19 protein-coding genes are annotated in these 22,901 nt (G+C 68.2%); 11 read left to right on the top strand and 8 right to left on the bottom strand.

Features of this window, described 5'->3' with window-relative positions; translation table 11 throughout:
- From G4D83_RS29980 to G4D83_RS30000, 5 genes are all read left to right on the top strand, one after another.
- Window positions 1–382, top strand: a 382-nt coding sequence (locus G4D83_RS29980; RefSeq protein WP_163868286.1) for an MFS transporter, incomplete at its 5' end; no start/stop codon positions are given.
- A 1-nt stretch (window position 383) separates the two neighbouring features.
- The gene (plsX, locus tag G4D83_RS29985; protein ID WP_420826667.1) at window positions 384–1,430 is read left to right on the top strand and encodes a phosphate acyltransferase PlsX; all 1,047 of its coding nucleotides are present in this window, start codon (window positions 384–386) and stop codon (window positions 1,428–1,430) included.
- Window positions 1,427–2,464 (top strand): phosphatase domain-containing protein, encoded by a 1,038-nt coding sequence (locus G4D83_RS29990; protein WP_163868287.1) that lies wholly within the window; start codon window positions 1,427–1,429, stop codon window positions 2,462–2,464. Before plsX ends, G4D83_RS29990 begins: the two co-directional genes overlap by 4 nt.
- A 624-nt stretch (window positions 2,465–3,088) precedes the next feature.
- Window positions 3,089–4,810: a polynucleotide adenylyltransferase PcnB gene (gene pcnB / locus G4D83_RS29995; protein WP_163868288.1), complete on the top strand. Its 1,722-nt coding sequence runs from the start codon at window positions 3,089–3,091 to the stop codon at window positions 4,808–4,810.
- Complete coding sequence (locus G4D83_RS30000; RefSeq protein WP_163868289.1) at window positions 4,807–5,736, top strand: DMT family transporter; 930 nt, start codon at window positions 4,807–4,809, stop codon at window positions 5,734–5,736. The genes pcnB and G4D83_RS30000 overlap by 4 nt, the downstream gene beginning before the upstream one ends.
- A 7-nt stretch (window positions 5,737–5,743) precedes the next feature.
- On the opposite strand, the gene dinB is transcribed toward G4D83_RS30000, so the two are convergent.
- Together dinB and G4D83_RS30010 are read right to left on the bottom strand one after the other, a co-directional pair.
- Window positions 5,744–6,952: a DNA polymerase IV gene (dinB, locus tag G4D83_RS30005; protein WP_163868290.1), complete on the bottom strand. Its 1,209-nt coding sequence runs from the start codon at window positions 6,950–6,952 to the stop codon at window positions 5,744–5,746.
- Entirely contained in the window at window positions 6,880–7,353 is a 474-nt protein-coding gene (locus tag G4D83_RS30010) for an aldo/keto reductase (RefSeq protein ID WP_163868291.1), read from the bottom strand. The genes dinB and G4D83_RS30010 overlap by 73 nt, the downstream gene beginning before the upstream one ends.
- A gap of 32 nt (window positions 7,354–7,385) precedes the next feature.
- Between G4D83_RS30010 and G4D83_RS30015 the strand changes: the two genes are divergently transcribed.
- Window positions 7,386–8,015 (top strand): HAD hydrolase-like protein, encoded by a 630-nt coding sequence (locus G4D83_RS30015; protein ID WP_163868292.1) that lies wholly within the window; start codon window positions 7,386–7,388, stop codon window positions 8,013–8,015.
- Window positions 8,016–8,087: 72 nt separating this feature from the next.
- Here the strand turns inward: G4D83_RS30015 and rpsD are convergent, their stop codons facing one another.
- On the bottom strand, window positions 8,088–8,720 hold the full coding sequence (gene rpsD, locus G4D83_RS30020) for a 30S ribosomal protein S4 (protein ID WP_163868293.1): 633 nt from the start codon (window positions 8,718–8,720) through the stop codon (window positions 8,088–8,090).
- A 648-nt stretch (window positions 8,721–9,368) separates the two neighbouring features.
- Between rpsD and G4D83_RS30025 the strand changes: the two genes are divergently transcribed.
- On the top strand, window positions 9,369–9,977 hold the full coding sequence (locus tag G4D83_RS30025; RefSeq protein ID WP_163868294.1) for a hypothetical protein: 609 nt from the start codon (window positions 9,369–9,371) through the stop codon (window positions 9,975–9,977).
- An 82-nt stretch (window positions 9,978–10,059) separates the two neighbouring features.
- On the opposite strand, the gene G4D83_RS30030 is transcribed toward G4D83_RS30025, so the two are convergent.
- Both G4D83_RS30030 and G4D83_RS30035 read right to left on the bottom strand, forming a co-directional pair.
- Window positions 10,060–11,865 carry a M23 family metallopeptidase gene (locus G4D83_RS30030; protein WP_163868295.1) on the bottom strand — a complete coding sequence of 602 codons (1,806 nt, stop codon included), beginning with the start codon at window positions 11,863–11,865 and terminating at the stop codon, window positions 10,060–10,062.
- Between the two features lie 32 nt (window positions 11,866–11,897).
- Window positions 11,898–12,908, bottom strand: coding sequence for a terpene synthase family protein (locus tag G4D83_RS30035; protein WP_205522743.1), 1,011 nt, complete (start codon window positions 12,906–12,908; stop codon window positions 11,898–11,900).
- Window positions 12,909–13,310: 402 nt separating this feature from the next.
- Here G4D83_RS30035 and G4D83_RS30040 point away from each other — a divergent pair, with 402 nt between their 5' ends.
- From G4D83_RS30040 to G4D83_RS30050, 3 genes are all read left to right on the top strand, one after another.
- Window positions 13,311–13,724, top strand: coding sequence for a secondary thiamine-phosphate synthase enzyme YjbQ (locus tag G4D83_RS30040; RefSeq protein WP_163868296.1), 414 nt, complete (start codon window positions 13,311–13,313; stop codon window positions 13,722–13,724).
- Between the two features lie 118 nt (window positions 13,725–13,842).
- Entirely contained in the window at window positions 13,843–16,113 is a 2,271-nt protein-coding gene (locus G4D83_RS30045) for a hypothetical protein (RefSeq protein ID WP_163868297.1), read from the top strand.
- A 167-nt stretch (window positions 16,114–16,280) separates the two neighbouring features.
- Window positions 16,281–18,053, top strand: a complete 1,773-nt coding sequence (locus G4D83_RS30050; RefSeq protein ID WP_163868298.1) for a protein kinase domain-containing protein — start codon at window positions 16,281–16,283, stop codon at window positions 18,051–18,053.
- A 9-nt stretch (window positions 18,054–18,062) separates the two neighbouring features.
- Here G4D83_RS30050 and G4D83_RS30055 read toward each other — a convergent pair whose 3' ends face one another.
- The gene (locus G4D83_RS30055) at window positions 18,063–19,022 is read right to left on the bottom strand and encodes an RluA family pseudouridine synthase (RefSeq protein WP_163868299.1); all 960 of its coding nucleotides are present in this window, start codon (window positions 19,020–19,022) and stop codon (window positions 18,063–18,065) included.
- Window positions 19,019–20,164, bottom strand: coding sequence for a serine/threonine-protein kinase (locus G4D83_RS30060; protein WP_163868300.1), 1,146 nt, complete (start codon window positions 20,162–20,164; stop codon window positions 19,019–19,021). The genes G4D83_RS30055 and G4D83_RS30060 overlap by 4 nt, the downstream gene beginning before the upstream one ends.
- 130 nt (window positions 20,165–20,294) lie before the next feature.
- Between G4D83_RS30060 and G4D83_RS30065 the strand changes: the two genes are divergently transcribed.
- The gene (locus G4D83_RS30065; protein WP_163868301.1) at window positions 20,295–22,325 is read left to right on the top strand and encodes a protein kinase domain-containing protein; all 2,031 of its coding nucleotides are present in this window, start codon (window positions 20,295–20,297) and stop codon (window positions 22,323–22,325) included.
- Window positions 22,326–22,338: 13 nt separating this feature from the next.
- On the opposite strand, the gene G4D83_RS30070 is transcribed toward G4D83_RS30065, so the two are convergent.
- Window positions 22,339–22,866, bottom strand: coding sequence for a terpene synthase family protein (locus G4D83_RS30070; RefSeq protein ID WP_240356747.1), 528 nt, complete (start codon window positions 22,864–22,866; stop codon window positions 22,339–22,341).
- Window positions 22,867–22,901 lie beyond the last annotated feature (35 nt).

Here is a 22,901-nt window from a genome sequence, read left to right on the forward strand (position 1 = left end):
CGAGGCCCAGGTGGCCATGGCGGGCTTCGCCTTCACGGCGTTGGGCCTGGCGCTCCTGCCGGTGGCTCCCACCTACGGGTGGCTGTTTCCCGTCATGGGGCTCCTGGCGGTGGGCTCGGCCCTGACGAACCCCTGCCTGTCCGCGCTGGTCTCACTGCATGCGCCTCCCCAACGACTCGGTGCGGCGCTGGGGGGCTTCCAGGCGGCGGGCTCGCTGGGGCGGATTGTAGGGCCGGCGCTGGGCGGGTGGCTCTTCACCCGTTTGGGGCCGGGGGCGCCCTACGGGACGGCGGCGGGAATGCTGGTGGTAGGTGTGGTGGTGGCGGCCAGCCTCGTGACCCAAGCGAGAATGGCAGGCGCGAGGGCCGGACAAAGGTCGTAAGATGGGGGGCATGGTGGTCAAACAGCCGCAGCCCGTGACGATTGCCTTCGACGTGATGGGGACGGACCATGGGCCCGCGGAGGTGGTGCGCGGAGCCGCGCAGCTCTCCCTGGACTCACCCCACATCCATGCGTTGCTGGTGGGGGACCGGACCCTCATCGACAACGCGCTCGCGGAGACGAAGCACAACGGCGAGCGCATCTCCGTCCAGCACGCGGCGGACTTCGTGGGCATGGACGAGAAACCCGGCGAGGCGCTGGCTCGCAAGCCCAACGCCTCCGTGGCGGTGGCCGCGCGGCTCGTCGCCGAGGGCGAGGCCCAGGCGCTGGTATCCGCGGGCAACACGGGCGCGGGCGTGCTGGCGTGCGCGCGTCACTTCCAGCTCATCCCCGGCGTGCGCCGCGCGGCGCTGGCCACGGTGTATCCGACGCGCTCGGTGCGAGGCGCCAAGGAGGACCCGTTCTCCCTCATCCTCGACGTGGGGGCGACGGTGGAGGCCACGGCCGATGACCTGGTGACGTTCGCCGTCATGGGCTCGCAGTACGCGCGCATCATCTCCCGCAACGAGCGGCCCAAGGTGGCGCTGTTGTCCAACGGTGTCGAGCCGCAGAAGGGCCCGCCCCGCGTGGTGGAGGCGCACGCGCGGCTGTCGGAGATGAAGGACATCAACTTCATCGGCAACGTGGAGGGCATCGACATCCCCAAGGGCACCGCGGACGTCATCGTCACCGACGGCTTCACGGGCAACGTGTGCCTGAAGATGCTGGAGGGCGTGCACGAGACAGTCGTGGAGCTGGCCCAGTACGCCTACAAGGAGAGCCTGCGCTGGCGCGCGGGCCTGGCCATGTTGTCGAGCGGAATCCAGCGCATCAAGGACATCACCGACTGGAACCAGTACGGCGGTGCGCCCATCCTCGGGTTCGACCGCATCTTCATCAAGGCGCACGGACGCTCGAAGGCGCGCGCCATCGCCAACGCGGGCAAGGTGGCCGCCAAGGTGGTGGCGAACAACCTGGGGAGCTCCATCCGGGAAGGTCTTCAGAAGTGAGTCTGCCGGACCGCATCGACCCGCGACCGCCGCGGCGCATCTACCGCTGGGATCTGGACAAGACGTACCTCCAGACGGACTTCGATTCGCTCAAGGACCTGCTGCGCACCGCCTTCCAGAAGGCGCACGAGAAGGTCGCCATCCCAGGCGCGAGCGCGCTCATCCGCGAGCTGTCGGAGAACGGCGACTCGCGGCTGTGCATCGTCTCCGGCAGCCCCAAGCAGATGCGCGCCGTGCTGGAGGAGAAGCTCAAGCTGGACGGCGTGCGCTGGGACGAGTTCGTCCTCAAGGACAACATCGGCAACCTGTTGCGCGGGCGCTTCCGCGCGCTGCGCGGGCAGGTGGGCTACAAGCTGCCGGCGATTCTGGAGAGCCGGGTGAAGGCGCCCGCGGAGGCCGAGGAAGTCCTCTTCGGTGACGACGCGGAGGCGGATGCGTTCATCTACTCGCTCTTCGCGGACCTGATTGCCGGCCGCGTGGACGAGCGCGTGTTGTCCCAGGTGCTGGAGGCGGGCGGCGTCTACCCGGACGACGCGGAGCGCGTGCGCGCGGCGTGGAAGCAGATTCCAGTGGCGGACCCGGTGCGGCGCATCTTCATCCACCTGGACAAGCTGACGCCGCCCGCGCACTTCACGGCGTACGGGCCTCGCGTCGTCCCCATCTTCAACTACTTCCAGGCCGCGCTGGTGCTGCTGGCGGACGGACATCTGTCCGCGCCGCAGGTGCTGAAAATCGCGGTGGAGATGGTGCAGACGGCGGGGCACAACATCATCACCCTCTCCAACTCCTTCCAGGATCTGCTGCGCCGGGGCCTGCCGCTCCAGCAGGCGGCGGTGGCGCTGTCGCAGGCGCTGGAGGGGCCCAACAAGCTGCTGGCCGCGATGCGTCCGATGCCGGACATCCTCTCCGCGTTCAGCAAGCGGCTCGCCGCGCTGGGCACGCCGCCGCCCCCGCCGCCCGTGCAGGCCGTGGACTACGTGTCCCTCATCCACCACGCCCTGCCGCGCAACCACAAGGGCCGCACCAAGCCGTAGCGGTGGGCTTCAGGGCCTCCGAGCGTCCGAGTCTCGGAGCTCCGGAGCCTGGCGTCCGGGCGCATGGCCGGTGGGGACGTCGGACGCCCGGCCCTGGGGCAGACGACCAGGCGGGTTGGGCGAGCCCAGGCCCGTCAAGGCGCCGCCCAGGCGGGCTGGTGCGCGGTGGTTGGGCTGTTTCCAGAACGTTTCTGGCGTCTCCAGTGTTGATACGGAACAGAGTCTCCCGGGAGAGCGGGTCCCTGCCGCCGGCTTCCGGCCATGGGGCGATACTCGTGGCGGACTCTTTTTCACCGCCTGGAGCGAGCCTGGAACAGGATGCCCTTCGACGCTTCCCCGAATGCACGTTCGTACCCCTTTTCGCTGGAAAAGGGACGGGTGGGGTGGAAGCGCTCCACCTGTCCGGTGGACCCGCAGAAAGGGCGCTACACCCCCCCAGGGCGGATGCGCTATAGACGGCTGCCCCTGAAGCGCCCCTGTCGGGACGTCCACGGTGATGACGCGAGTTTTGACTGAAACGCCGCCTGCCGGCGGTCCGCTGCCACCTGCGCCCGATTCGACGCGCGCGAGGTTGCCTCATCCGAGGCGGCAGTGGGCTCCGAGCGCGGTGCTCAAGAGGTTTCCATGTCTTCCAATCTGGAGCTGACGACTGCCCCCTCGGAACAGGCGAGTGCCCCCGAGTCCGTGGCCGAATCGGCCCCCTCCGACGAAGTGTCCCCCCAGCTCTCTTTTTCCACCGAGGCGGCCCCCGAAACGAATGGCCGGTTGAGCCCGTCCGACGACGAGGCCGACGACGACGAGTCCGATGACGACGACGAGGTCGACGCGCTCGACGCCGTCTTCGACGAAACGGGCCGGGCCGCCGCGGAGGTGCTCGCCGCCGCCGAGGCGCAGGACGCCGCCGAGGCCGCCGAGGACGAAATCGAGCAGGTGCCCACGGTGCTCGAGCCCGAGCCCGAGCCGACCCCCTATGAGCGCGCGCTGCACGCGCCCCACGTGCGCTCCACCGGCGAGCCGGCGGAAATCGACCCGGACGAGTTGGATCCGGACGCGCTGAAGGTGGTGCTGCGGCTGCATCAGCACGGCCATCAGGCGTACCTGGTGGGTGGCTGCGTGCGCGATTTGCTCCTGGGCAAGAAGCCCAAGGACTTCGACGTGGCCACCAGCGCCCATCCGGGCGAGGTGCGCGCCATCTTCCGCAACTGCCGGCTCATCGGCAGGCGCTTCCGGCTGGCGCACGTCTACTTCAAGGGCGGGAAGATCATCGAAGTCTCCACCTTCCGGGCGAATCCGACGGAGCTGGAGGCCGCGGCACCTTCCGCGCCGGAGGAGGAGGGCGAGGCCGGGGGCGATGACCTGCTCATCACCCACGACAACGTCTTCGGCACCGCGCAGCAGGACGCGCGCCGCCGCGACTTCACCATCAACGGCCTCTTCTACGACGTGAGCGAGGGACGGGTCATCGACTACGTCCGCGGCCGGCGTGACTTGGACGAGCGGTTCATCCGCACCATCGGCGACCCGGAGGTGCGCATGCGCGAGGACCCGGTGCGAATCCTCCGCGCCGTGCGCTTCGCCGCGAAGCTGGACCTGGACATCGAGTCGCGCACGTACGCGGCCATGGAAGGCGCGGTGGAGGACCTGCCGCGCTGCGCTCCCGCGCGCCTCCTGGAGGAGACCTTCCGGCTCATCCGTGGCGGTGTGTCCGCGCCGGCCTTGAAGCTGCTGGACGCGCTGGACGCGATGAAGTTCCTGCTGCCTCCGGTGAACGCGTACCTCAAGCAGCACGGCAAGGAAGGCGAGAAGACCTTCTACTCCTTCGCCCAGGCGTTGGATCGCCGGGTGGCCGCGGGAGAGCCGCTCGACGACGCCATCCTGCTGGCGGCGTTGCTGGTGCCCATCAGCCACTCGGGCCCGCCGGCCGAGCCTCAGGAGGGCGGTCGTCCTTCCGTGTCGCAGGTGGTGGAGGAACTGCTCGCCGGCTTCGTCCAGTCGGCCCGGCTGCCTCGCCGCATCGCCGAGCGCTGCCGCATGCTGCTGCTCGCGCAGCGCACGCTGTCCGGTGAGCGCCGCCGCAAGAGCGCGGCCTTCCGGCGTCACCCCCTCTTCGGCGAAGCCCTCACCGTGTTCGAGATGACGGTGGAGGCCACCGGAGAGCACCGTGAGCAGCTTGACGCGTGGAAGGCTGGCGAGGTGCCCACGCCGCGTCCCGAGGCCTCCGATAGCGAGGGCTCCGAGCCCGGTGGCCAGCGCAAGCGTCGTCGCCGCCGTCGTCGTCGTCGTTCCGGGGGAGAGGGCTCCGCCTCGGCGGGTTCTTCATCCGGCTCCGGCGCCGGCGAGGCGTGAGCCCGCGAGTCGACGCGGAGGTCCCCCGGGCGCGTATCTACGGGGGACTGGTGCTGGGCGTGGTGGCCGTCTCCTGGGCGGCGCCGCTCATCCGTTTCGCGGAGGCGCCGTCCCTGGCCATCTCCGCGTGGCGTCTCACCTTCGCCTCGGTGCCGCTGCTGGCGCTGGCGCTGCTTCGGAGTCGCTCGGAGCTGACGTCGCTCTCCACGCGGACCTGGGGCTGGCTGGTGCTGTCCGGCCTCGCGCTGGCGCTGCACTTCGCGACGTGGATTGCGTCGCTCCAGTACACCACCGTGGCCAGCTCGGTGGCGCTCGTCACCACGCAGCCCGTGTGGGTGACGTTGTTCGCGTGGCTCGCCCTGGGTGAGCGCGTGGGCCCCCGGGGAATCGCCGCCCTCGTGTTGTGTCTGGCGGGCAGTGTCCTCATCGGCGCGCGGGACTTCGCGGCCGGAGGCACGGCGCTCTGGGGGGACTTGCTCGCGGTGGCCGGCGCCGTCATGGCGGGCGTGTACTTCGTCGTGGGCCGTCGCGTGCGCGAGTCCATGTCGCTGGGCACGTACGTGGGCATCGTCTACTCCGTGGCGGCGGTGGCGCTGATGCTGGCGCACGGCTTCGTCGACTCTCCGCTGACGGGCTTCACGCCGAGCACCTGGATGGTGCTGGTGGGGCTGGCCCTGGTGCCGCAGCTCATCGGCCACTCGCTGCTCAACGCCTCCGTGCGTCACCTCTCCGCGCCCTTCGTCGCGGTGGCCTCGTTGGGCGAGCCGGTGCTGTCCACGCTGTGGGCCGTGCCGCTGCTGGGCGAGAAGCCGGACTGGGTGCAGTTGGTGGGCGGAGCCCTGGCGCTGGTGGGTGTGCTGGTGATGTCCCGGGACGAGGCCGCGCGTCAGCCTCCACCTCCGGACATGGTTCCCGCCGCGGACTGAGTCTGGCTCAGCGCTTGGGCTTGTCCTTGTCCACGGGACGCTCGGAGCGGTGCTCGTCTCCGCCCGGTGCGTCGCTGCCCGCGATGTCCGCGGTGGTGATGGCCTTGCTGCCGAAGCGCTCCGCGATTCTGTCCAGCGTCGCGTTCAGCTTCGCCGTCCGGGGCGGCGCGGCGGGGAAGAGGCCGAGCTGCGGAGGCACGTCGTCCAACTGCACGCTCACCCCGGTGAGGCGGATGGCCTTGCCCTCGTGTGAGCGCTCCATCAACTCCAGGGCGGTGCGATAGAGCGTCTGCCCGTCGTCCGTCGCCTCGCGCAGCGTGGTGCGGCGGGTGAGCAGCGTGAAGTCCGCGAGCTTCAGCTTGAGCTGCACCACGCGGCCCTTCACCCCCGCGCGTCGCAGACGTCGGGCCACGCGCAGCGCCTGCGCATGGATGTGGGGCTTGAGGGCCTCCACGCCCGCGAGGTCCTCCTCGAAGGTGTCCTCGGCGCCCACGCTCTTGGCCGCGCGGTCCGGCACCACCTCGCGCATGTCGATGCCCTGCGACAGCTCCCACAGGTGCCGCCCGCTGGTGCCCAGCCGCTGCTCCAGCCACTCGACGTCCTTCGACGCCACGTCGCCAATCGTCTTCAGTCCCGAGCGCTGGAGGGACTCCTCCGTCTTCGGCCCCACGCCCCACAGGCGCGACACCGGGAGGCCCGCGAGGAAGGCCATCGTCTCCTCCGCGCGCACCTCCCGCTGCCCGTTGGGCTTGGCGAGGTCGGAGGCAATCTTCGCCACGAACTTCACCGTGGAGATGCCCGCGGACGACGGCAGCTTCAGCTCGTCCGCGATGTCCTTGCGGATGCGCCGCGCGATGTCCGAGGGAGAGCCGAACAGGCCCACCGACGCCGTGACATCCAGGAAGGCCTCGTCCAGGGACAGGGGCTCGATGAGCGGGGTGTAGCGCTCGAAGATGGCGAAGACCTGCTCGCTGGCCTCCGCGTACGCGGCGAAGCGTGGCTTCACGATGAGCGCATGCGGCGCGGCCTTCACCGCGCGCGCCATGGGCATGGCGCTGCGCACGCCAAAGGGCCTGACTTCATAGGACGCGGCGACAACGACGCCTCGTTGGGCATGCCCGCCCACGATGACGGGTTTGCCCTTCAGGGCCGGGTTGTCCCGCTGCTCCACGGACGCATAGAAGGCGTCCATGTCCACGTGGATGATGGCTCGCATGCACCAACCACTCTAACGGCTCTGTCTGACGTTGCAGGGGCTCCAAATCGGCGCGGGCGCCACCGCCGCTCGCTGTCCAGCAAGCCCATCTGCTCGGGCCCATGCCGTTCAACCGAGAAGGTCGCGAGCACCTCGAGCGCGGCGACGTCCGAGCCCGCCAGGGGCCGATTCAAGGCCTCCGGCGCGACTTCGAGCAGTGTGAGGTTCTTCACGTTGATGACGGGAACGAACCCGGGCTGTCGTGCGAGCACCCACGCGACGGCGAGCGGTGCGGGCGACAGCTGATGCTCGCGCGCGAAGCGCTGGAGTGAACCCACCACGTCCTCGTTCTTCTCGCGGTGCTCACCGCTGAGGCGGGGCGGATGGGCGCCGAAGTCGCCGGCGCCCGTGAGGTGCGCCATGAGGCGTTTCTGGTATGAACTGGCGGCGCCTCATGTCCCCCTATCGCCTGGTCATCTTCGACTTCGACGGCACCCTGGCTGACTCGCTGCCGTGGTTCCGGTCCGTCTTCAACGACGTGGCCGACCGCTTCGGCTTCTCCCGGCTGACTCCGACGGAGTTCGAGGCGCTGCGCGGCATGTCCGGGCGCGAGCTCATGGCGCACGCGAAGGTGCCCATGTGGCGGCTGCCCGCCATCGTCAAGCACATGCGCAAGGAGAAGCTGGCCGCCGCCGCCACCACGCCGCTGTTCCCGGGCGTGCCGGAGTTGCTCGGGGCGCTGAAGGACGCTGGAGTCACGGTGGCCATCGTCAGCTCGGACAGCGAGGTGTCGGTGCGGGCCGTGCTGGGACCTCTCGCGGCCTCGGTGGCGCACTTCGACTGTGGCGCCGCCATCTTCGGCAAGGCCGCCAAGTTCCGCCGCATGCTGAAGCGCACCCAGATTCCACCGGGCGAGGCCCTGTCGGTGGGTGACGAGATTCGCGACATCGAGGCCGCGCGAGAGGCGCGTCTTCCCTCCGCCGCGGTGGGGTGGGGCTACACGCTGCCAGAGGCGCTGGCGCGGCACTCCCCCACACACATGTTCCACTCCGTCGCGGAGCTGCGCTCGGTGCTGTTGCCCTGAGCCTGGCACCCGGGAATCGCTCGGTGCCTCGCGGCGGAGCGCTCCCGGGGGTGGGTCGGCCTTGGCCGAACGCTAGCTGCGCTGCGCGTAGTACTCGACGATGAACGGCTCGTTCACGTCGACGGGAATCTCCTCGCGCTCCGGGGTGCGCACGAAGCGCAGTCCCTCTCCGTCACCGAGCACCTGCACGTAGGCGGGCACGTTGCGCCCCTTCATCCGCTCGAAGGACTCGCGGACGATGAGCAGCTTCTGGTGGGCGGGGTGGTAGCGCACCTCGCTGCCTGGCTTGACGCGGAAGCTGGGGATGTCCGTGGCGGCGCCGTTCACCTGGAAGTAGCCGTGGCGGACGAACTGACGGGCCTGGCGGATGCTCGTGGCCAGCCCCGCGCGCAGCACCAACGCGTCCAGGCGGCTCTCCAGCAACTGCAACAGCACCGTGCCCGTGTTGCCCGGCGAGCGGCGCGCCTCCATGAACGCGCGGCGGCACTGCTTCTCCAGCAGGCCGTAGTAGAGCTTCAGCTTCTGCTTCTCCCGCAGTCTCCGGGAGAAGTCGCTGTTTCCCATGCGCGCCGTGGCGCCGTGCTGGCCGGGCGGATAGGGGCGCCGCAGCACCGGGTCCTTGTCGGGGTCCTTCGCGGTGATTCGCGAGAGAGGAATCCCCAGTCGACGGCACATCTTTCCCCTCGGTCCCAGATCACGCGCCACGTCTCGTCCCTCCGTATCCGGCTCGATGCTGTCGAGCTCAGTTGATTTTGATAATCACTATCAATATCATGATCAGTACCGTGACCCGAGGCCTCGGGTCAAGCCCACAGTGCGAGTTCGGTGCGGTGGGGGCTCACGGAGGGTGACTCCCGCGTGCCGTGGGAGGGGAGGCACGGGGCCGCGTGCGGAGTGGAAGGGGGCTGTCGGCGTGGCGTCCGGAGCGTGAGTCCTGGGCGCGGTGGCCGATGTGAGCGCAGCGTCCGGAGCGCGCAGGGAGCTTCAATCGGACGGCTTTCAGCCGGCGCTGGGGAGGGCAGGCCCCAGGTCTTTCTTTGGCGCCTGGTGACAGGCGTGTCGACACGGCGTCTGTCTGGGTTTTAGAGGCGCCTCGCCTGGAGCCTGCCGCACTGCTACCGGACTCGAGCAATGCCTGACGCGCCCCGGCGCGGACCTGGAGCGCTCCTGACCCGCGAGTCCTCGCGGCGGTCAAACAAGACACCCATTGCTTTTCAGTTGCTGGGTGACGAGGGCCGGTGCTGGCAAATTATGGCGCGGGTGTGTCGCATTCTGCTTCGGTGGTCTGTGTTGTGAGCCGTTGCGGGAGGGCGATAGAGTCACGTTGCCTTTTCCCCAACGGAGTCGTTCATCATGACTGTCTTCAAGCGTCTTGCCTGGGCTTGCGCCGCTGTGTCCCTCTCCGCCTGTGGTGGCGGCCTCCCCGAAGGCTCCGCGCCTCAGGACGCGCTGGACGAGCAGCAGGCCGCGCTGACCACCAGCTCCTTCGGGGGCTGTTCGTTCACCATCTCCTCGGCCATCATTCCTGGAGAGCTTCCTCCGCGCTATGCCATCACCCTGACGCGCGCCGCCTCGGGCACGTGTCCGTATGCCGCGGGCAGCGTGGAGCTGGGCCGCTCCTACAATACGCCGCACATCGCCGTGCTGGGGACGGGCGTGGGGCTGGCGACGGCCTACTCGACGAAGGGTTCCCCGAGCGGGAGCGCCAACACGCAGTGCCGGGTGAACCACATCGACGCGGCCACGCTCGCGAAGGTTCGGGACGACACCATCGTGGTGAACTTCGGCGCGGGCAATGTCCCGGTCTGCAACCTGGACAAGACGGACGCTGGCGCCACGCTGGTTGCCTACGGCACGAAGACGGGCCCGCTTCCGGGCGAGACGGGGAGCGGCAGCAACTACGTGGCCACGTATTACAACTACTTCACCAGCACCACGCCGCCCGTCTACTACGCCTACTGAAGACGGCTTCCGGCCCGCGGCGCAGCACCTCCGCGGGCCGTCGGTTTCCTTTCGAGGGACCGCTCTTCAGGGCACTCGAAGCTCAGGGACAGTTCTTGCCGAACACGGCCGTGAAGGAAGCGCCGTTGTTGTAGACCTGGAGCTTCTTCAGCCGGTATCCCTGAGCCGACTCATTCCCATGGAGCGTCTGGTACTGGGACATGGCGGCGTCCACGTACGCATGAGTCAGGCAGCCGCTGGCGTTGTTGGCGGTGTACGCGAAGCGCGGCGGGTTGTGCGTCGGGTCGGCGACCAGGTTCTCCACGTGCATCCCCTGTCCCGCGAGCGCGGCCAGTTCCGACACCGCCTGGGCCTCGGATAGCCCATAGCGCAGGTACCGCACGTCCAGGTCATGACTGCTGAAGAGGACGGCGTAGTACTGCACGCCATTCTCCCGGTAGGGGAAGAAGTCCTCCACGCGCCAGCCCAGGTTCAGCACATACGTCTGGTAGAACGAGTCCAGGCTCGCCTGCGTCAGCCGGTGCTCGAACTGTGCCTGCTCTCCCGCGCGCAGCTTGCCGTAGGTGGTGTTGTAGCGAGCCTGCCCGGAGGAGTTGATGCGGATGCGGGTCTCCCGAGGCACGTAATTGGATTGCCGCCACAGGTCCACCTGTGTGTTGAACCCGGTGCTGTCCAGGCCCGCCTGCACGCCGAAGGCGGTGTCGGTGGAGTACTGGTAGGAGCCCGCGACGCGCAGCACGGAGTCCTGCTCGTAGAAGGTCAGCGTCTCCGGGCGGTAGCTCATGCCCCGGTAGTACTCGGGCTGCTCGGTGAAGGTCTCCCACGTGGCGCCGTGGAAGTCCGGGTAGTGGGGCATCCACAGGCGCGGATAGAAGGTGTCCTGGAAGCCGGTGTAGCAGCCGGTGGAGACCTTCTCGTAGACACCGAAAGGGTCCACCTCCACGGCCACCAGCGGCTGGGTCGGCATGGGCATGCCGATGTAGACATGCAAGTGATTGTTGGCGTGGTTGCTGGCGGGCCTGCCGTCCGCGGCGAGCGAGCCGGGCGTGAGCGTGTTGCCGGATTTGGCGATTCTCTGCCCGCTGGAGACCCACTGGCCGAGGGTGACGGGGATGGCATCCGCCTCCGTGCCCCAGGAGGGGTGATTGGGGTAGTTGTGCGCCATCAACTGGTAGCGCGCGCACTCGTCATCCCCGGTGGGACACGTCATCGCCTTGACGGCGGCCACGTCATGGGCGCGGCCGTCTCGCAGGTGCATGTAGAAACTGTAGAGCTTCTTGCCGTTGGCGCCGGTGTGCTCGATGACGATGGTGTTGCCGCCACCGCCCGGCGGGCCATCGAAGTAGATGCCGATGACCTTGCCCTCGGCGATGGCCAGCACATCGAAGCTGGAGTCCTTGTCCGCCGGCGTGTTGGCGCGGCTGATGTCGAGCCCCCGGTGGATGCCGCCGCCGTTGTAGCGCCAGCCGTGGCCCAGTCGGACCTCGGTGCCGGAGATGACCGGCGAATTCGCCGTGAAGGGCAGCCTCAGCGGAAGGGGTGCGCGGATGCCGCGCAGGAACGTCTGGGCGTCCGCCGCGACTGGGAAGGCGGTGGAGGGGCCGCGCAGGTGCGTCAGCAGCCGCCCCTGGAGGTCGGTGCGCAGCGCGGAGGCGGGCAGGGCGTTGATGGCCTCGCGCCACTCCTCCAGCGCGCCTCCTGGGGCGGTGGAGAGGGACTCCGAGCCCGTGGTGTCCGGAGTCACGCAGGCATCCGCGATGTCGCTCACCAGGACGGGCTGCTCCTGGGTCCCCTCGAAAATGGGAGACGAGGCCTCGGGGGGACCGCCACAGGCGGAGAGGAGCACGGCGGACAGCAGGGACCAGGACCAGGGGCTGCGTGGAGTCATGCCCCCCCAACGAAGCTCGCCGGCGATTCCCCTCACCTCGACGCGCGGAGTACTCCGCTGTCATTGGCGTCCTGCTCCAGGAACTGCTGGGAGTAGCGCTGTGTGTCCAGGTCCACCCAGTCCTGATAGCCCCGCATCCAGTCGCGCATCCCGGTGATGAAGCCTCGGAGCTCCTTGCTGGCGTGGGGCTCCACCTGGCTGGCTTCCCGCTGGAACGCGTCAATCTCCGCGCGGACCTTGTCGAAGGTGTAGTCGATGCCCTCCTGGAGCGTGTGCCCCTGGGCGGCATGGAGGATGACCATGTTGCGGTACTGCCCGGGTTGCCGTGCTTCCATGGGCAGGCTCTGCATGTCGTTGCTCCAGCAGACGACGTTGTTGGTGTGCAGGCGCAGGCCGAGGACATCGGGCCGGTGGAACTCTTCAGCGGGGAGCGGCCCCGCATTGGCCGTGTCGAGCAAGTCGATGCAGGGGTTCATTCCGCTGGTGTGGCGGCGAATCGCCTCATAGGGCCGGATGGCCGAAGAGGGCTCCTCCGCGAGGTGGCTGACGATTTGAAGTCCCGCGGTGGAGGCCCACATCCGCATGCCATGGGCGAACCGCTCGAAGTGCTCCCCGGGGAGCCGGCGGCGCAGGCGCTGGCAGACGTCCAGCCAGGCGACCTCGCCGAAGACGGGCGACGCGCCCAGGCGGTTGAAGTCCAGGACGTCCAGCATCGCCGTGAGATTTGGGAGCGTCTCGCGACTGAGGGTCTCCACCCGGTCCACGAAGAGGTCGTCCGTGATGAAGAACCAGATGAAGTAATCCGCGATGATTTGAAGCAGCTCCCGGTCGGCGTGGGGATAGCAGCGGGCAGCGAGCCAGCCGTATTTCGTCCGAGTGACGCGTGCCAGATACTGCTCGGAGGGGATGAGACCGTGCCTTGCCGCCCAGTGCGTGGCTTCCTGCTCCACGGGCTCGACGTCGGGTGAGCACACGCCCGCCCAGGGGAAGGCGATGGTGGGAATTCGGAGTTGCTCCAGTTGGGCGGAGAGATTCTCGAGCACGATGTGCCTCCAACATCCCTTGGCTGGATTCCGTATGAGCACGCGCTGCCGGGCGGACTCGTGTGTCGCGAGTGCGGTGCTGAAACACGGCTCGAACGGAGAGGGTTGTTGTGTGGATGATGGAGGCGTCACGAGGGCCGCGCAATTGAATCTGTACTCAAGGGCTGTGTCGCGTGAGACAAATAGTGGCTGCGGGCCAGGGGGCTGTTTCATCGAGCCCGCAGGCGTCGCGAATGCCGTGCCTGCTCGGGGGCGCTCAGAGAGGGATGTCATGGGGAGGGCAGATACGCTGGACGGCCCGCGCAACATTGTCTGTTTTCAGGGGCATTGCCGCCGGAGGTGAGAGCCATTGCGGGCCGAGGGGCTGTTCCCGCGAGCCCGCAGGCGTCTATCCTGCGGGGCATGAAGACCCTGACCGAGTACCTGTGGTTCGAGACGAAAGAGCGGCGAGAGCTGGTCCGACTCACCGACACCGTGGCCTCGCTGGTCCGCAAGAGCGGCATCCAGGAGGGGATGGTCCTGGTCTCCGCCATGCACATCACCGCGGGCGTCTTCGTCAACGATGACGAGTCCGGACTCCATGAAGACATCTGGGAGTGGCTCCAGAAGCTCGCGCCGTTCGGGCCTGACTACCGCCACCATGGCACCGGCGAAGACAACGGTGACGCTCATCTCAAATCGATGCTGGTCCACCATCAGGTCATCATCCCCATCACCACCGGGAAGCTGGACCTGGGCCCGTGGCAGCAGGTGTTCTATGCGGAGTTTGACGGACAGCGTCGCAAGCGCGTCATCGTCAAGGTGATGGGCGAATAGCACCGTTTCGGAACAACGCGGTGGGTCCTCTCGGTGACAGGCCCTTGGGGGACGGGCTCGATGCTCGCGGCGTGCTCCTCTTTCTGCTTGGATTCAACGCCCACCCCTGGGAGTCATCATGCGAATGTGTCGTCCATCGACATCTGCCGTTGCCGGTGTGTTGTGCGTCCTCTCCTCCGTGCTCTTGAGCTGCACGGGAGGAGGGACGGAGGATCCTCCCGCGCAGTTCGATGGCGTCGTCCTGGAGCAACGGGGGCAGGCGCTGGATGGCAGCAACATCACCGAGTACGCCGCATCGTGTCGCGCGGAGCTGGGGCGACTGACGGACGCCACGTTCAACTGCCGGGACGGGACGCTGCTGCACACCACGAACACGCCCGACGGCGCGACCTGTGACAAGCCGGTGTGGCTCAACCTCGGCGGGAAGTACTGTGTCGACAACGCGCGCCTGTTGAAGCTGAAGACGAGCAATCCGGACACCGAGGCGCGGGTCATCTGTCGCCGCTACAAGGCGGGGCCGGACACGTCGGAGAGCTTTCAAGACGTCGCCATCGTCGTCGCCAACAAGACGTCGGGGGCCACGTGCTACTTCCAGGCGCTGAGTGGCTCGGGCCCGGATCTCAATGGCAAGAACGTGCCCAACCCGATGGCGGACCCGGCGTCCACGGATGCGGCGGAGCGCGCCGCGGCCACCGCGGCCAAGACGTACTACATCAGCCCCAAAGGGCTTCGGGACAGCTCCTCCCTGCACTGCTCGAAGTGCCATGACAGTGACCCCTGGATGCACTCGCCCTACATCGACCAGGTGGCGGCGAGCGCGGATGGGCTGCCCACGGGCTTCAAGAAGGGGAAGTACAAGCTCGTCGAAGAGGCCTATCTCACGAACGGAGGGAGCGGCTGGCCCAAGCCGGAGACGGTCACCACGGCGCGGGTCAAGGATGGTGCTGGAGATGTCCGCAATCAGGAGTGCACCGCCTGTCACCGCATTGGAACGAAGAACACGTGCGCGGATTGGTTCCCCAAGTCCGTCGACAAGAAGCCCATTCCCTCGCGCAACGCCGCGAATGGTGTGTGGCCGAAGAGCCACTGGATGCCTGAAGTCCTTCCCGCGACGAAGGCGGAGTTCCACACGCTCTATGACAATCACATCAAGGCGCTTGAGTGCTGCTGCTCTTCGCCGTGGAAGCTGGGCTGCTCCACCTTCACGGACCTGACGGACCTGACGAAGAAGCGCCAGGGAACGGGCGCGGCGGGGTTCATGCCCGGGGCGGAGAAGTGCGTGGATGGAACGACGGGAGTGGTGGCGCTCGGAGTCAGCATCGCGCCCATCGTCGTCGCCGCGCGAGGCTCTTCGGAGAGCTCCTGCACGTCACCCTTCACCGCGCCGCTCTGTGCCAGCTTCTCCATCGAACGCACGGACCTGGAGGGCAACACCACCACGCTCACGGAGGGGCCGAACGGGTCCCCGTTGATGGCGTGCGCCAATCATCCCCAGTCGCCCTATCCCGGGCCTCACGAGTCGCTCCTCGATGTGGAGCCGGGGGACCTGGTGAAGCTCAGCACTCCGCAGCGCTATGCCTATGCGGACAACCATGACCTGCTCGAGTTCGTCGGGTGGCAGGTCTCGGAGAGCTGCCCCTGTGTCGATGGCGGCAGCACCACTTGTCAGTTCCGCACGCGCGGCAGCCGCCACTGGTTTGGGACGGATGCCGAACTGCCGGAGGTGACGTACGAGGGCGATCCGGAGAGCTTCCATTGTCAGGCGCTCTATCAGCGCACGAGCGTCTGTCAGCCTCCCGACGCGGGCGTGGATGCCGGCACGAATGCGGGCGTGGATGCCGGATACGACGGAGGGCCGAGTGACGCGGGGTTCGATGGCGGCGTGCGCGACGCGGGGTTCGATGCGGGAGTCTTTGACGCGGGCGTCGCCGACGCGGGAGTCTTTGACGCGGGAGTCTTTGACGCGGGAGTCTTTGACGCGGGAGTCTTTGACGCGGGAGTCTTTGACGCGGGAGTCTTTGACGCGGGAGTATTCGACGCAGGAGTCGCTGACGCGGGAGTCCTCGACGCAGGAGTATTCGACGCGGGAGCCTTCGACGCGGGAGTCGCTGACGCAGGAGTCTTCGACGCGGGAGTCTTCGACGCGGGAGTCGCTGATGCGGGCTGCACCGACGCGGGAGTCTCCGACGCGGGAGTCGCTGATGCGGGCTGCGCCGACGCTGGAGTCGCTGACGCTGGAGTCGCTGACGCTGGAGTCTCCGACGCGGGAGTGAAGCGGTGTGACGGCGGAGTCAGTGTCCCCGCTCAGTTTGGCGTGGGCGGCCCCATCCCCGCCGAGGATTGCCAGATAACCGCGGAGGAGGTGCCCTCGGGGCCCGAGGAGCCTTGACCCAGGGAGGGTCTGAATGACCGCACGGGCCGGTGCCCTCTGGGGTTGCACCGGCCCGTTTGTCCTTGGGCCTCCATGGGCTTTCCGTCCCATGAGTGTGGCGCCAGACAGGTGTTCGCAGGCTTGATCTGGGCCAGGACGATTCCTGGCGCTACATTGGGTGGCCCATGGATTCCGTGCCCGCCAAGCCCTTTGGCCGCTATTCGTTGGTGTCAAGGTTGGGAAAGGGAGGCATGGCCGAGGCGTGGCGTGCGCGATTGGTGGGTGAGGCTGGCGTGACGAAGCCGGTGCTCATCAAGAAGGTGCTGCCGGAGTACGCGCAGGATGAGCGCTTCATCCAGATGTTCATCAGCGAGGCCCGCATCTCCGCGTCGCTGTCGCACGGCAACATCGCCCAGGTCTTCGACTTCGGACGGACGGACGGAGAGCACTTCCTGGCGATGGAGCTGGTGGACGGACCGCCGCTCCATCGCATCATCAAACGCGCGCTCCAACATGGGCTGAGTGCGATTCCCGTGGCGCAAGCCGTGTTCATCGCCATGGAGGTCTGCCGAGGGCTGCACTACGCGCACACGCGCACGGACGGCCGGGGTGTTCCACTGGGCATCGTCCATCGGGACATCTCTCCGGAGAACGTCCTGGTCAGCTACGAGGGACAGGTCAAGATCGTCGACTTCGGCATCGCCAAGGCGCGCGAGCTTCGAGGATTCAAGACGGAGCCTGGTGTGGTGAAGGGCAAGTACCTCTTCTTCTCACCGGAGCAGGCGAGGGGAGAGGACGTCGACGCACGCACGGATGTGTGGGCGGCCGGCGTGGTGCTCTACCAGATGCTGTGCGGACGTCTGCCCTTGCAGGGGCCTGAGTACGTGGTGATGCACCAGCTGCAGGAGGGACGCTTTCCGTCACCGCGAACGCTGCGCCCCGAACTGCCCGCGGAGCTGGATGCCATCGTCCAGAAGGCGCTGACCGTGAAGAAGGAAGCGCGCTTCGAGTCCGCGCTTGCCTTGGCGGAGGCGCTCTCCGGATTTCTCTACGCGACCATGCCCCGCTTCTCGCCCATGTCGGTGGCGTGGCTCGTCCAGACGCTGTTCACCATGGAATTGCGAGAAGAGGGGCGCGAGCCTCAGGTGCCCACACCTTTCCGGGAGGAGCTGGCTCGCGTCGCCGAGACTCGCAGTTTCGCCACGATGCATGAGTCGCCCATCGTGACGGAGGCCTCCACCCGCAAGTGGGTGTCGTATCGACGTGGCGTGGGGACGGGGCTCGGGGCGGCGTTCCTGCTCGCCGCGGGACTCGGTGTCGTGACGTGGAGGCTGCGTGAGACTCCTGCCGTCGATGCGCCGCCGCCGCGCGTGAGTGAGATTGTCGAAGCTCGCGTTGCTCCGGCAGCACCCTCGACGGTACCGGTTGCGCCCACTCAGGCGGCTGCTGGAGAGGTGAACGAGGAGGTTGTACCTGCCGCCGAGGTGGCACCCCCGGTCGTCGACCCTGGTAGTGCGCCAGCTCTGGAGGTGGTGCCGACTCCGCCCGTGAGCACCCCAGCGGAGGCGCGGCAGGTTGACTCCGAAGCCGAGTACGCCGGCCTCATCAAGCAAGCCCGGTCCGCCATCGTGGGCAGTCGCTACAAGTCCGCGGCGGCGTTCTTCCGCAAGGCGCTGTCCTTCAAGCCGGGCTCTACCGAGGCGAAGGTGGGGCTGGGCATCGCCCTGGTCAATGGATTCGAATCCGAGGCGGCCTTCCGCGAGTCCGCGAAGCTGCTCGCGGAGGTCGTGCGCGAGGACCCGCGGCACTCCCGGGCCTGGCTGTCGCTGGGCATGGCCTACCAGTCCATCGGGAAGAATTCCCAGGCGGCCGATGCCTACAAGAAGTATCTGATGCTGGACCCCTCGGGGGCATCCGCCAACGAGGTCCGCACGATGCTCAAGACGCTGGGGAACTGACCCGTCCCGTCAGCTCGCCGGGCTCTCGCCCTCGCCTCGCGGCAACTGCAATCCCAGCCGCTCCAATTCCGCGCGGAGCTCCGGGGGCAGGGGGCTCGTCACGTGCATCGGCTTCTTCGTCTCCGGATGCGTCAGCCCGAGCGCCCGCGCATGCAGGAAGAAGCGCCCCAGCTCCGGCGCCTCGCGCCCGCCGTAGAGCGTGTCTCCGACGATGGGCGCTCCAATGCCCGCCATGTGCGCGCGCACCTGATGCAACACCCCCGTGAGGATGCGCACCTCCACCAGGCTGTGCTCCCCCGCGCGCCCCAGCACCCGGAAGCGCGACACCGCCTCGCGCGCGTCCTCGGCGCCGTGCGGCGCGGGCTCCACCCGGTCCGGGTGCCGCGGGTGATGGCGCAGCGGCAGCTCGATGTCGCCCTCGTCCACCAACGGCCCCGTCACCAGCGCCAGGTAGCGCTTGTCCACCGCCCGCTCACCGAACGCCGCACGGACCGCGTCCCACGCCGTTCTCGAGCGCGCGGCCAGCACCACGCCCGACGTCTCCACGTCCAGCCGGTGGCACAGCCCACCCTCACGCGGGTCCACGGAGGCCTGCGCGCACTCGGGGTAGCGCGCCACCAGCGCGTTGGCCACCGTGCCCGTCTCTCCCGACTGGAGCGGATGCGAGGCCCGGCCCGCGGGCTTGTCCACGAACACCAGCGCCGCGTCCTCGTGCAAGACGACGAGCGGGAAATCCTCGTCCGGCACCGCCTCGCGCGTCTCCTCCTCCACCACCACGGAGATCTGCTGCCCCGCCACGAGCGTCAGGCCCTTCTTCGCCGCCCGGTGGTTCACCTTCACCGCGCCCGCATCGAAGAGCCGCTTGAGGCGCGCGCGCGACAGGCCCAGCGCCTCGCCCACGAAGAGGTCCACCCGCTGGCCCGCCTTGTCGGCGTCCACGGTGAAGGTGTGCAGCTTGGAGGGATTCACTCGGAAAGAGCCTCGTAGACTTCCTCGGCCGTCTGGAACCGGTCGTCCGGCTCCTTGCGGATGAGGCGGTGGGCCACGCGTGCGAACTGCGGGTCCCCATGAAGGTTCAACGCCAGCACCGGCGGAGGCTCCGTCTCCAACACCTGCCGCCACAGCTCGTGCGGCGTCTTCGCATCGAAGGGGGGCCGCCCGCTGAGCAGCTCATAGAGGATGACGCCCAGACTGTACAGGTCCGAGCGCCCATCCAACGGCTCCCCGAGAATCTGCTCGGGCGCCATGTAGCGGTACGTACCGACCAGCTTCCCCGCCTCCGTGATGGCCACGTCGTCCGCGAGGAACTTGGCCAGCCCGAAGTCCATCAGCCGCACCTGCCGGTCCTCGTCCACCATGACGTTGGACGGCTTGAGGTCGCGGTGCACCAACCCATGCCCGTGGATGTAGGCCAGCGCTTCACACAGCTGGAGCATGGTGTCCTTCAACCGCCCCATGCGCTCCGGACGGTTGAGCTCCTCCTCGCGCGGCGCCCGGCCGTCGTCCACCAGCTTGCGAGGCGAGGGCAGGGGCGCATCGAACCCCTCCAGCGAGTCGTCCGAGCTGGAGCCCGAGCCCATCTCGTCGTCGCCCTCTGCCGCGCCATAGGACTCCAGGTCCTCGCTGGGCGGCTCCTCGTTGAAGGCGTTCATGCTGAACAGCCCCTCCGTGGCGGAGCGGGAATCCCCCAGCGCGTCCGCGTTGGAGATGCTGTCACTGCCAGGGCCGAAGTCCTCGTCCGCCGTGCGCCGCACCGTCAGCAGGCTGCGCGGCGTGTTGACGCTGATGGGCGACAGCAGGTCGTCACCCCGGATGTCCAGGTAGTGGCGCAGCGTGAGCCCTTCAATCAGCTCCATGGCCAGGTAGGGCCAGCCCTGGTGGACTCCGGCCTCGAAGACCTTCACCACGTTGGGGTGGGACAGGTCCGCCAGCGTCTCGAACTCGCGCGCGAGCCGTCGCGCCGCGCGCTCGTCCAGCGCGGGGCCGGCGGAGAGCAGCTTGAGCGCGACTTCGTCGTTGCTGCGGCGGTCCAGGGCCCGGTACACGGTGCCTGCCCCGCCGCTGCCGAGCGTCTCCAGGACGCGGTAGGGACCGATGACCTTCGGGGGCATGCGTGGCGCGGATCCTACGAACCCCGTCGCGTCACGGTCAAACTCGATGATGCCTGGTTGCATGGTCCGGGGCAGGACACTCGCGCGGGCATTTCACTTTTCCAGGGAAAACTGGGAGAACCTTCATCAAATGCAAGTCGGGAAGTATCAACTCGTCCGGAAGCTTGCCACGGGGGGCATGGCGGAGGTCTACCTCGCCAAGGCCGCGGGCCCCATGGGCTTCGAGAAGACGCTCGTGCTGAAGCGGATCCTTCCGCACCTGGCGGAAGACCCGGCGTTCGTGGAGATGTTCCTGGGGGAGGCGCGGCTGGCCGCGCAACTGGAGCACCCGAACATCGTCCAGATTTTCGACTTCGGCGAGGCGGACGGCAGCTACTTCCTGGCGATGGAGTTCATCGACGGGCCCACGTTGCGGCGGCTGGTGAAGCGCGCGGCGGAGCAGCCGTTGCCGCCGATGATGTGCGCGAAGCTGGTGTCGCTCGCGGCGGAGGGCCTGGCCTTCGCCCACGACTTCTGTGACGCGACGACGGGGGAGCCTTTGGGGCTCATCCACCGCGACGTGAGTCCGGACAACATCCTGGTGTCGCGGCAGGGCGCGGTGAAGGTGGTGGACTTCGGGGTGGCGAAGGTCGCCGGGCAGGGGCACCGCACGCAGACGGGCGTGGCGAAGGGGAAGGTCTCGTACATGCCCCCGGAGCAACTGCGGACGAAGCCGCTGGACAAGCGGGTGGATGTCTACGCGCTGGGGGTGGTGCTGTACGAGCTGCTGACGGGGAGGCGTCCGTTCGACGCGACGACCGAGGCGAGCACGATGCAGGCCATCCTGTTCGAGCCGTTCATCCCGGCGGTGGAGCGCAGGCCGGACCTGCCGGTGGCGCTCCAGAAGGTCCTCGACCTGGCGCTGGCGAAGGAGCGCGACGCGCGCTACCCGGACTGCCGCGCGCTGCAGATGGACCTGGAGCGCTTCCTGCTGACGTCAGGCGAGTCCGTGGGGGCGTACCAGCTCTCGCAGTTCGTGGCGAAGCTGGGGGCGGAGGGTGTGTCGGGGCCGGTGGTGCCTTCGCCGGGACTGATGGCGGGTGCGACGCCGGTGAAGCCTGGGAGCATGCCGAAGTCCATGGCGTCGCCCCCGCCTCCGCCCGTGGACTCGACGTCGCCCACGACGCCGATGCCGCTCTCGATGCGCGGGGTGGTGGACGAGGTGCGTCCGCGGGCTCCGGCGAATGAAGGAAGCAAGGGCGCGGAGACCCCGGAGGGTACGGCGAAGGCGGCCGGGGCTCGGCGAAAGCCCGCGGCCCGAGCGGTGGCGGCTTCGCAGGAGGGCGTGGCGGCGGAGGCGCGCGGCACGGGTGGGGAGTGGAACCCATCGCGCATCGCTGGCGTGCAGGCGCCCGAGGGGCCGTCACGGGAGTCCGAGAGGGACGCGGAGGAGCGTGTCCCGACGAATGGGGGTGCGTCTGACGAGGACGCCATCGCCACGGGGGCGCAGGTGCGTGCTCCGAAGGCGCGCAAGGTGTCGGCGGGGCTCCTCGCGGCGCTCGTGGGAGCGGCGGTGTTGGGGGTGGGTGGCGTGGCGCTGGTGTCCACGCGGGGCGAGCAGCCCAGGGTCGTGGTGCCTCCTCCGCTTTCCCTGGCGAAGAAGCCCGACGCGAAGCTCCCGCCGCCGACGGCGCGGGTCGAACCGTCGCAGCCTGTCCCTTCGCCGGAGCGGGGCTCGGGCGGGGAGTCACTGGCGGTGGCACAGGTGCCCCAGGGGGCGGAGGTGAAGAAGGCGGAACCTCAGGCCACCGCGACTGCGCCAGAGGCCGTGGCCGCGAAGCCCGTGGAGAAGGCTCCACCGGTCGTCGTTCCTGTCGCCGATGCTCCGGTTGTGCCCGAGCCGAGCGAGACGAAGCCCGCCGTGAAGAGCGCGGCTCCTCGCCCGCGCGCCCCCGCGAAGGCGGTGGCCACGGGCAAGTTGGAGTTCCGCATCCGTCCTTATGCGGAGGTCTACCTGAATGGGAAGCACCTCGGGCCGACGCCGATCGCGGCCGTCGAGGTGCCTGAAGGCAAGCACACCATCAGGCTCGTCAATCCCGAGTTGAAGCGGGAAGAGACGCAGAAGTTCGAGGTGAAGGCGGGGCAGAACAACATCTTCAAGTTCAACTTCCAATCAGAGTGAACCGAGTCATTTCCTACGACGGAGCCGCGCCTGTCGTGATTCCTCGGCTGGCGAGCTGGATGCCCCGGTCATCTGCATCCTGCTCCGCGAACTTCGCCAGGTAGCGGTGGGTGACCAGGTCTGCCCAGTCCTGGTCACCCATCAGCCATTCGCGCATGCCAGAGATGTAGCCCCGGAGTTCCTTGCTGGCATCGCGCTCCAGGCGGGTGGCCTCTTCCTGGAAGGCGGCGATCTCGTCACGGACTCTCCGCGCGGTGTAGTCGATGCCTTCTTGAAGGGAATGTCCCTGGGCCGCGAATAACAGGACCATGTTGCGGTTCTGGTCGGGCTCGTGTGCCTCGGTGTGAATGCCATGCAGGTCATTGCCCCAAGAAGCGATGTTGTTGAAATGCAGGTGGAGGTGCTCCACTGAGGGGTGGTGGTACTCCTCGGGAGCCAAGGGCCCCGCATTGTCGACGTCGAGGAGGGCCGCGCAGGCGTTCCCGCCCGAAAGATGTCGGCGAGTCGCGCAGTAGGCTCGCAGCGAAGTGGGATTGTCCAAGAGCTGCCCGACGATTTGAAGTCCCGCGGAGCTCG

Source organism: Myxococcus eversor (assembly GCF_010894455.1).
Lineage (GTDB): Bacteria > Myxococcota > Myxococcia > Myxococcales > Myxococcaceae > Myxococcus > Myxococcus eversor.

Coding starts and splice junctions, on each gene's coding strand:
- G4D83_RS30065 (WP_163868301.1), top strand. CDS start 20,295: ATGCAAGTCGGGAAGTATCAACTCGTCCGGAAGCTTGCCACGGGGGGC.
- pcnB (WP_163868288.1), top strand. CDS start 3,089: ATGTCTTCCAATCTGGAGCTGACGACTGCCCCCTCGGAACAGGCGAGT.
- G4D83_RS30060 (WP_163868300.1), bottom strand. CDS start 20,164: ATGCCCCCGAAGGTCATCGGTCCCTACCGCGTCCTGGAGACGCTCGGC.
- G4D83_RS30025 (WP_163868294.1), top strand. CDS start 9,369: ATGACTGTCTTCAAGCGTCTTGCCTGGGCTTGCGCCGCTGTGTCCCTC.
- G4D83_RS30030 (WP_163868295.1), bottom strand. CDS start 11,865: ATGACTCCACGCAGCCCCTGGTCCTGGTCCCTGCTGTCCGCCGTGCTC.
- G4D83_RS30040 (WP_163868296.1), top strand. CDS start 13,311: ATGAAGACCCTGACCGAGTACCTGTGGTTCGAGACGAAAGAGCGGCGA.
- G4D83_RS30045 (WP_163868297.1), top strand. CDS start 13,843: ATGCGAATGTGTCGTCCATCGACATCTGCCGTTGCCGGTGTGTTGTGC.
- G4D83_RS30015 (WP_163868292.1), top strand. CDS start 7,386: ATGTCCCCCTATCGCCTGGTCATCTTCGACTTCGACGGCACCCTGGCT.
- G4D83_RS30050 (WP_163868298.1), top strand. CDS start 16,281: ATGGATTCCGTGCCCGCCAAGCCCTTTGGCCGCTATTCGTTGGTGTCA.
- G4D83_RS30010 (WP_163868291.1), bottom strand. CDS start 7,353: ATGGCGCACCTCACGGGCGCCGGCGACTTCGGCGCCCATCCGCCCCGC.
- dinB (WP_163868290.1), bottom strand. CDS start 6,952: ATGCGAGCCATCATCCACGTGGACATGGACGCCTTCTATGCGTCCGTG.
- plsX (WP_420826667.1), top strand. CDS start 384: ATGGGGGGCATGGTGGTCAAACAGCCGCAGCCCGTGACGATTGCCTTC.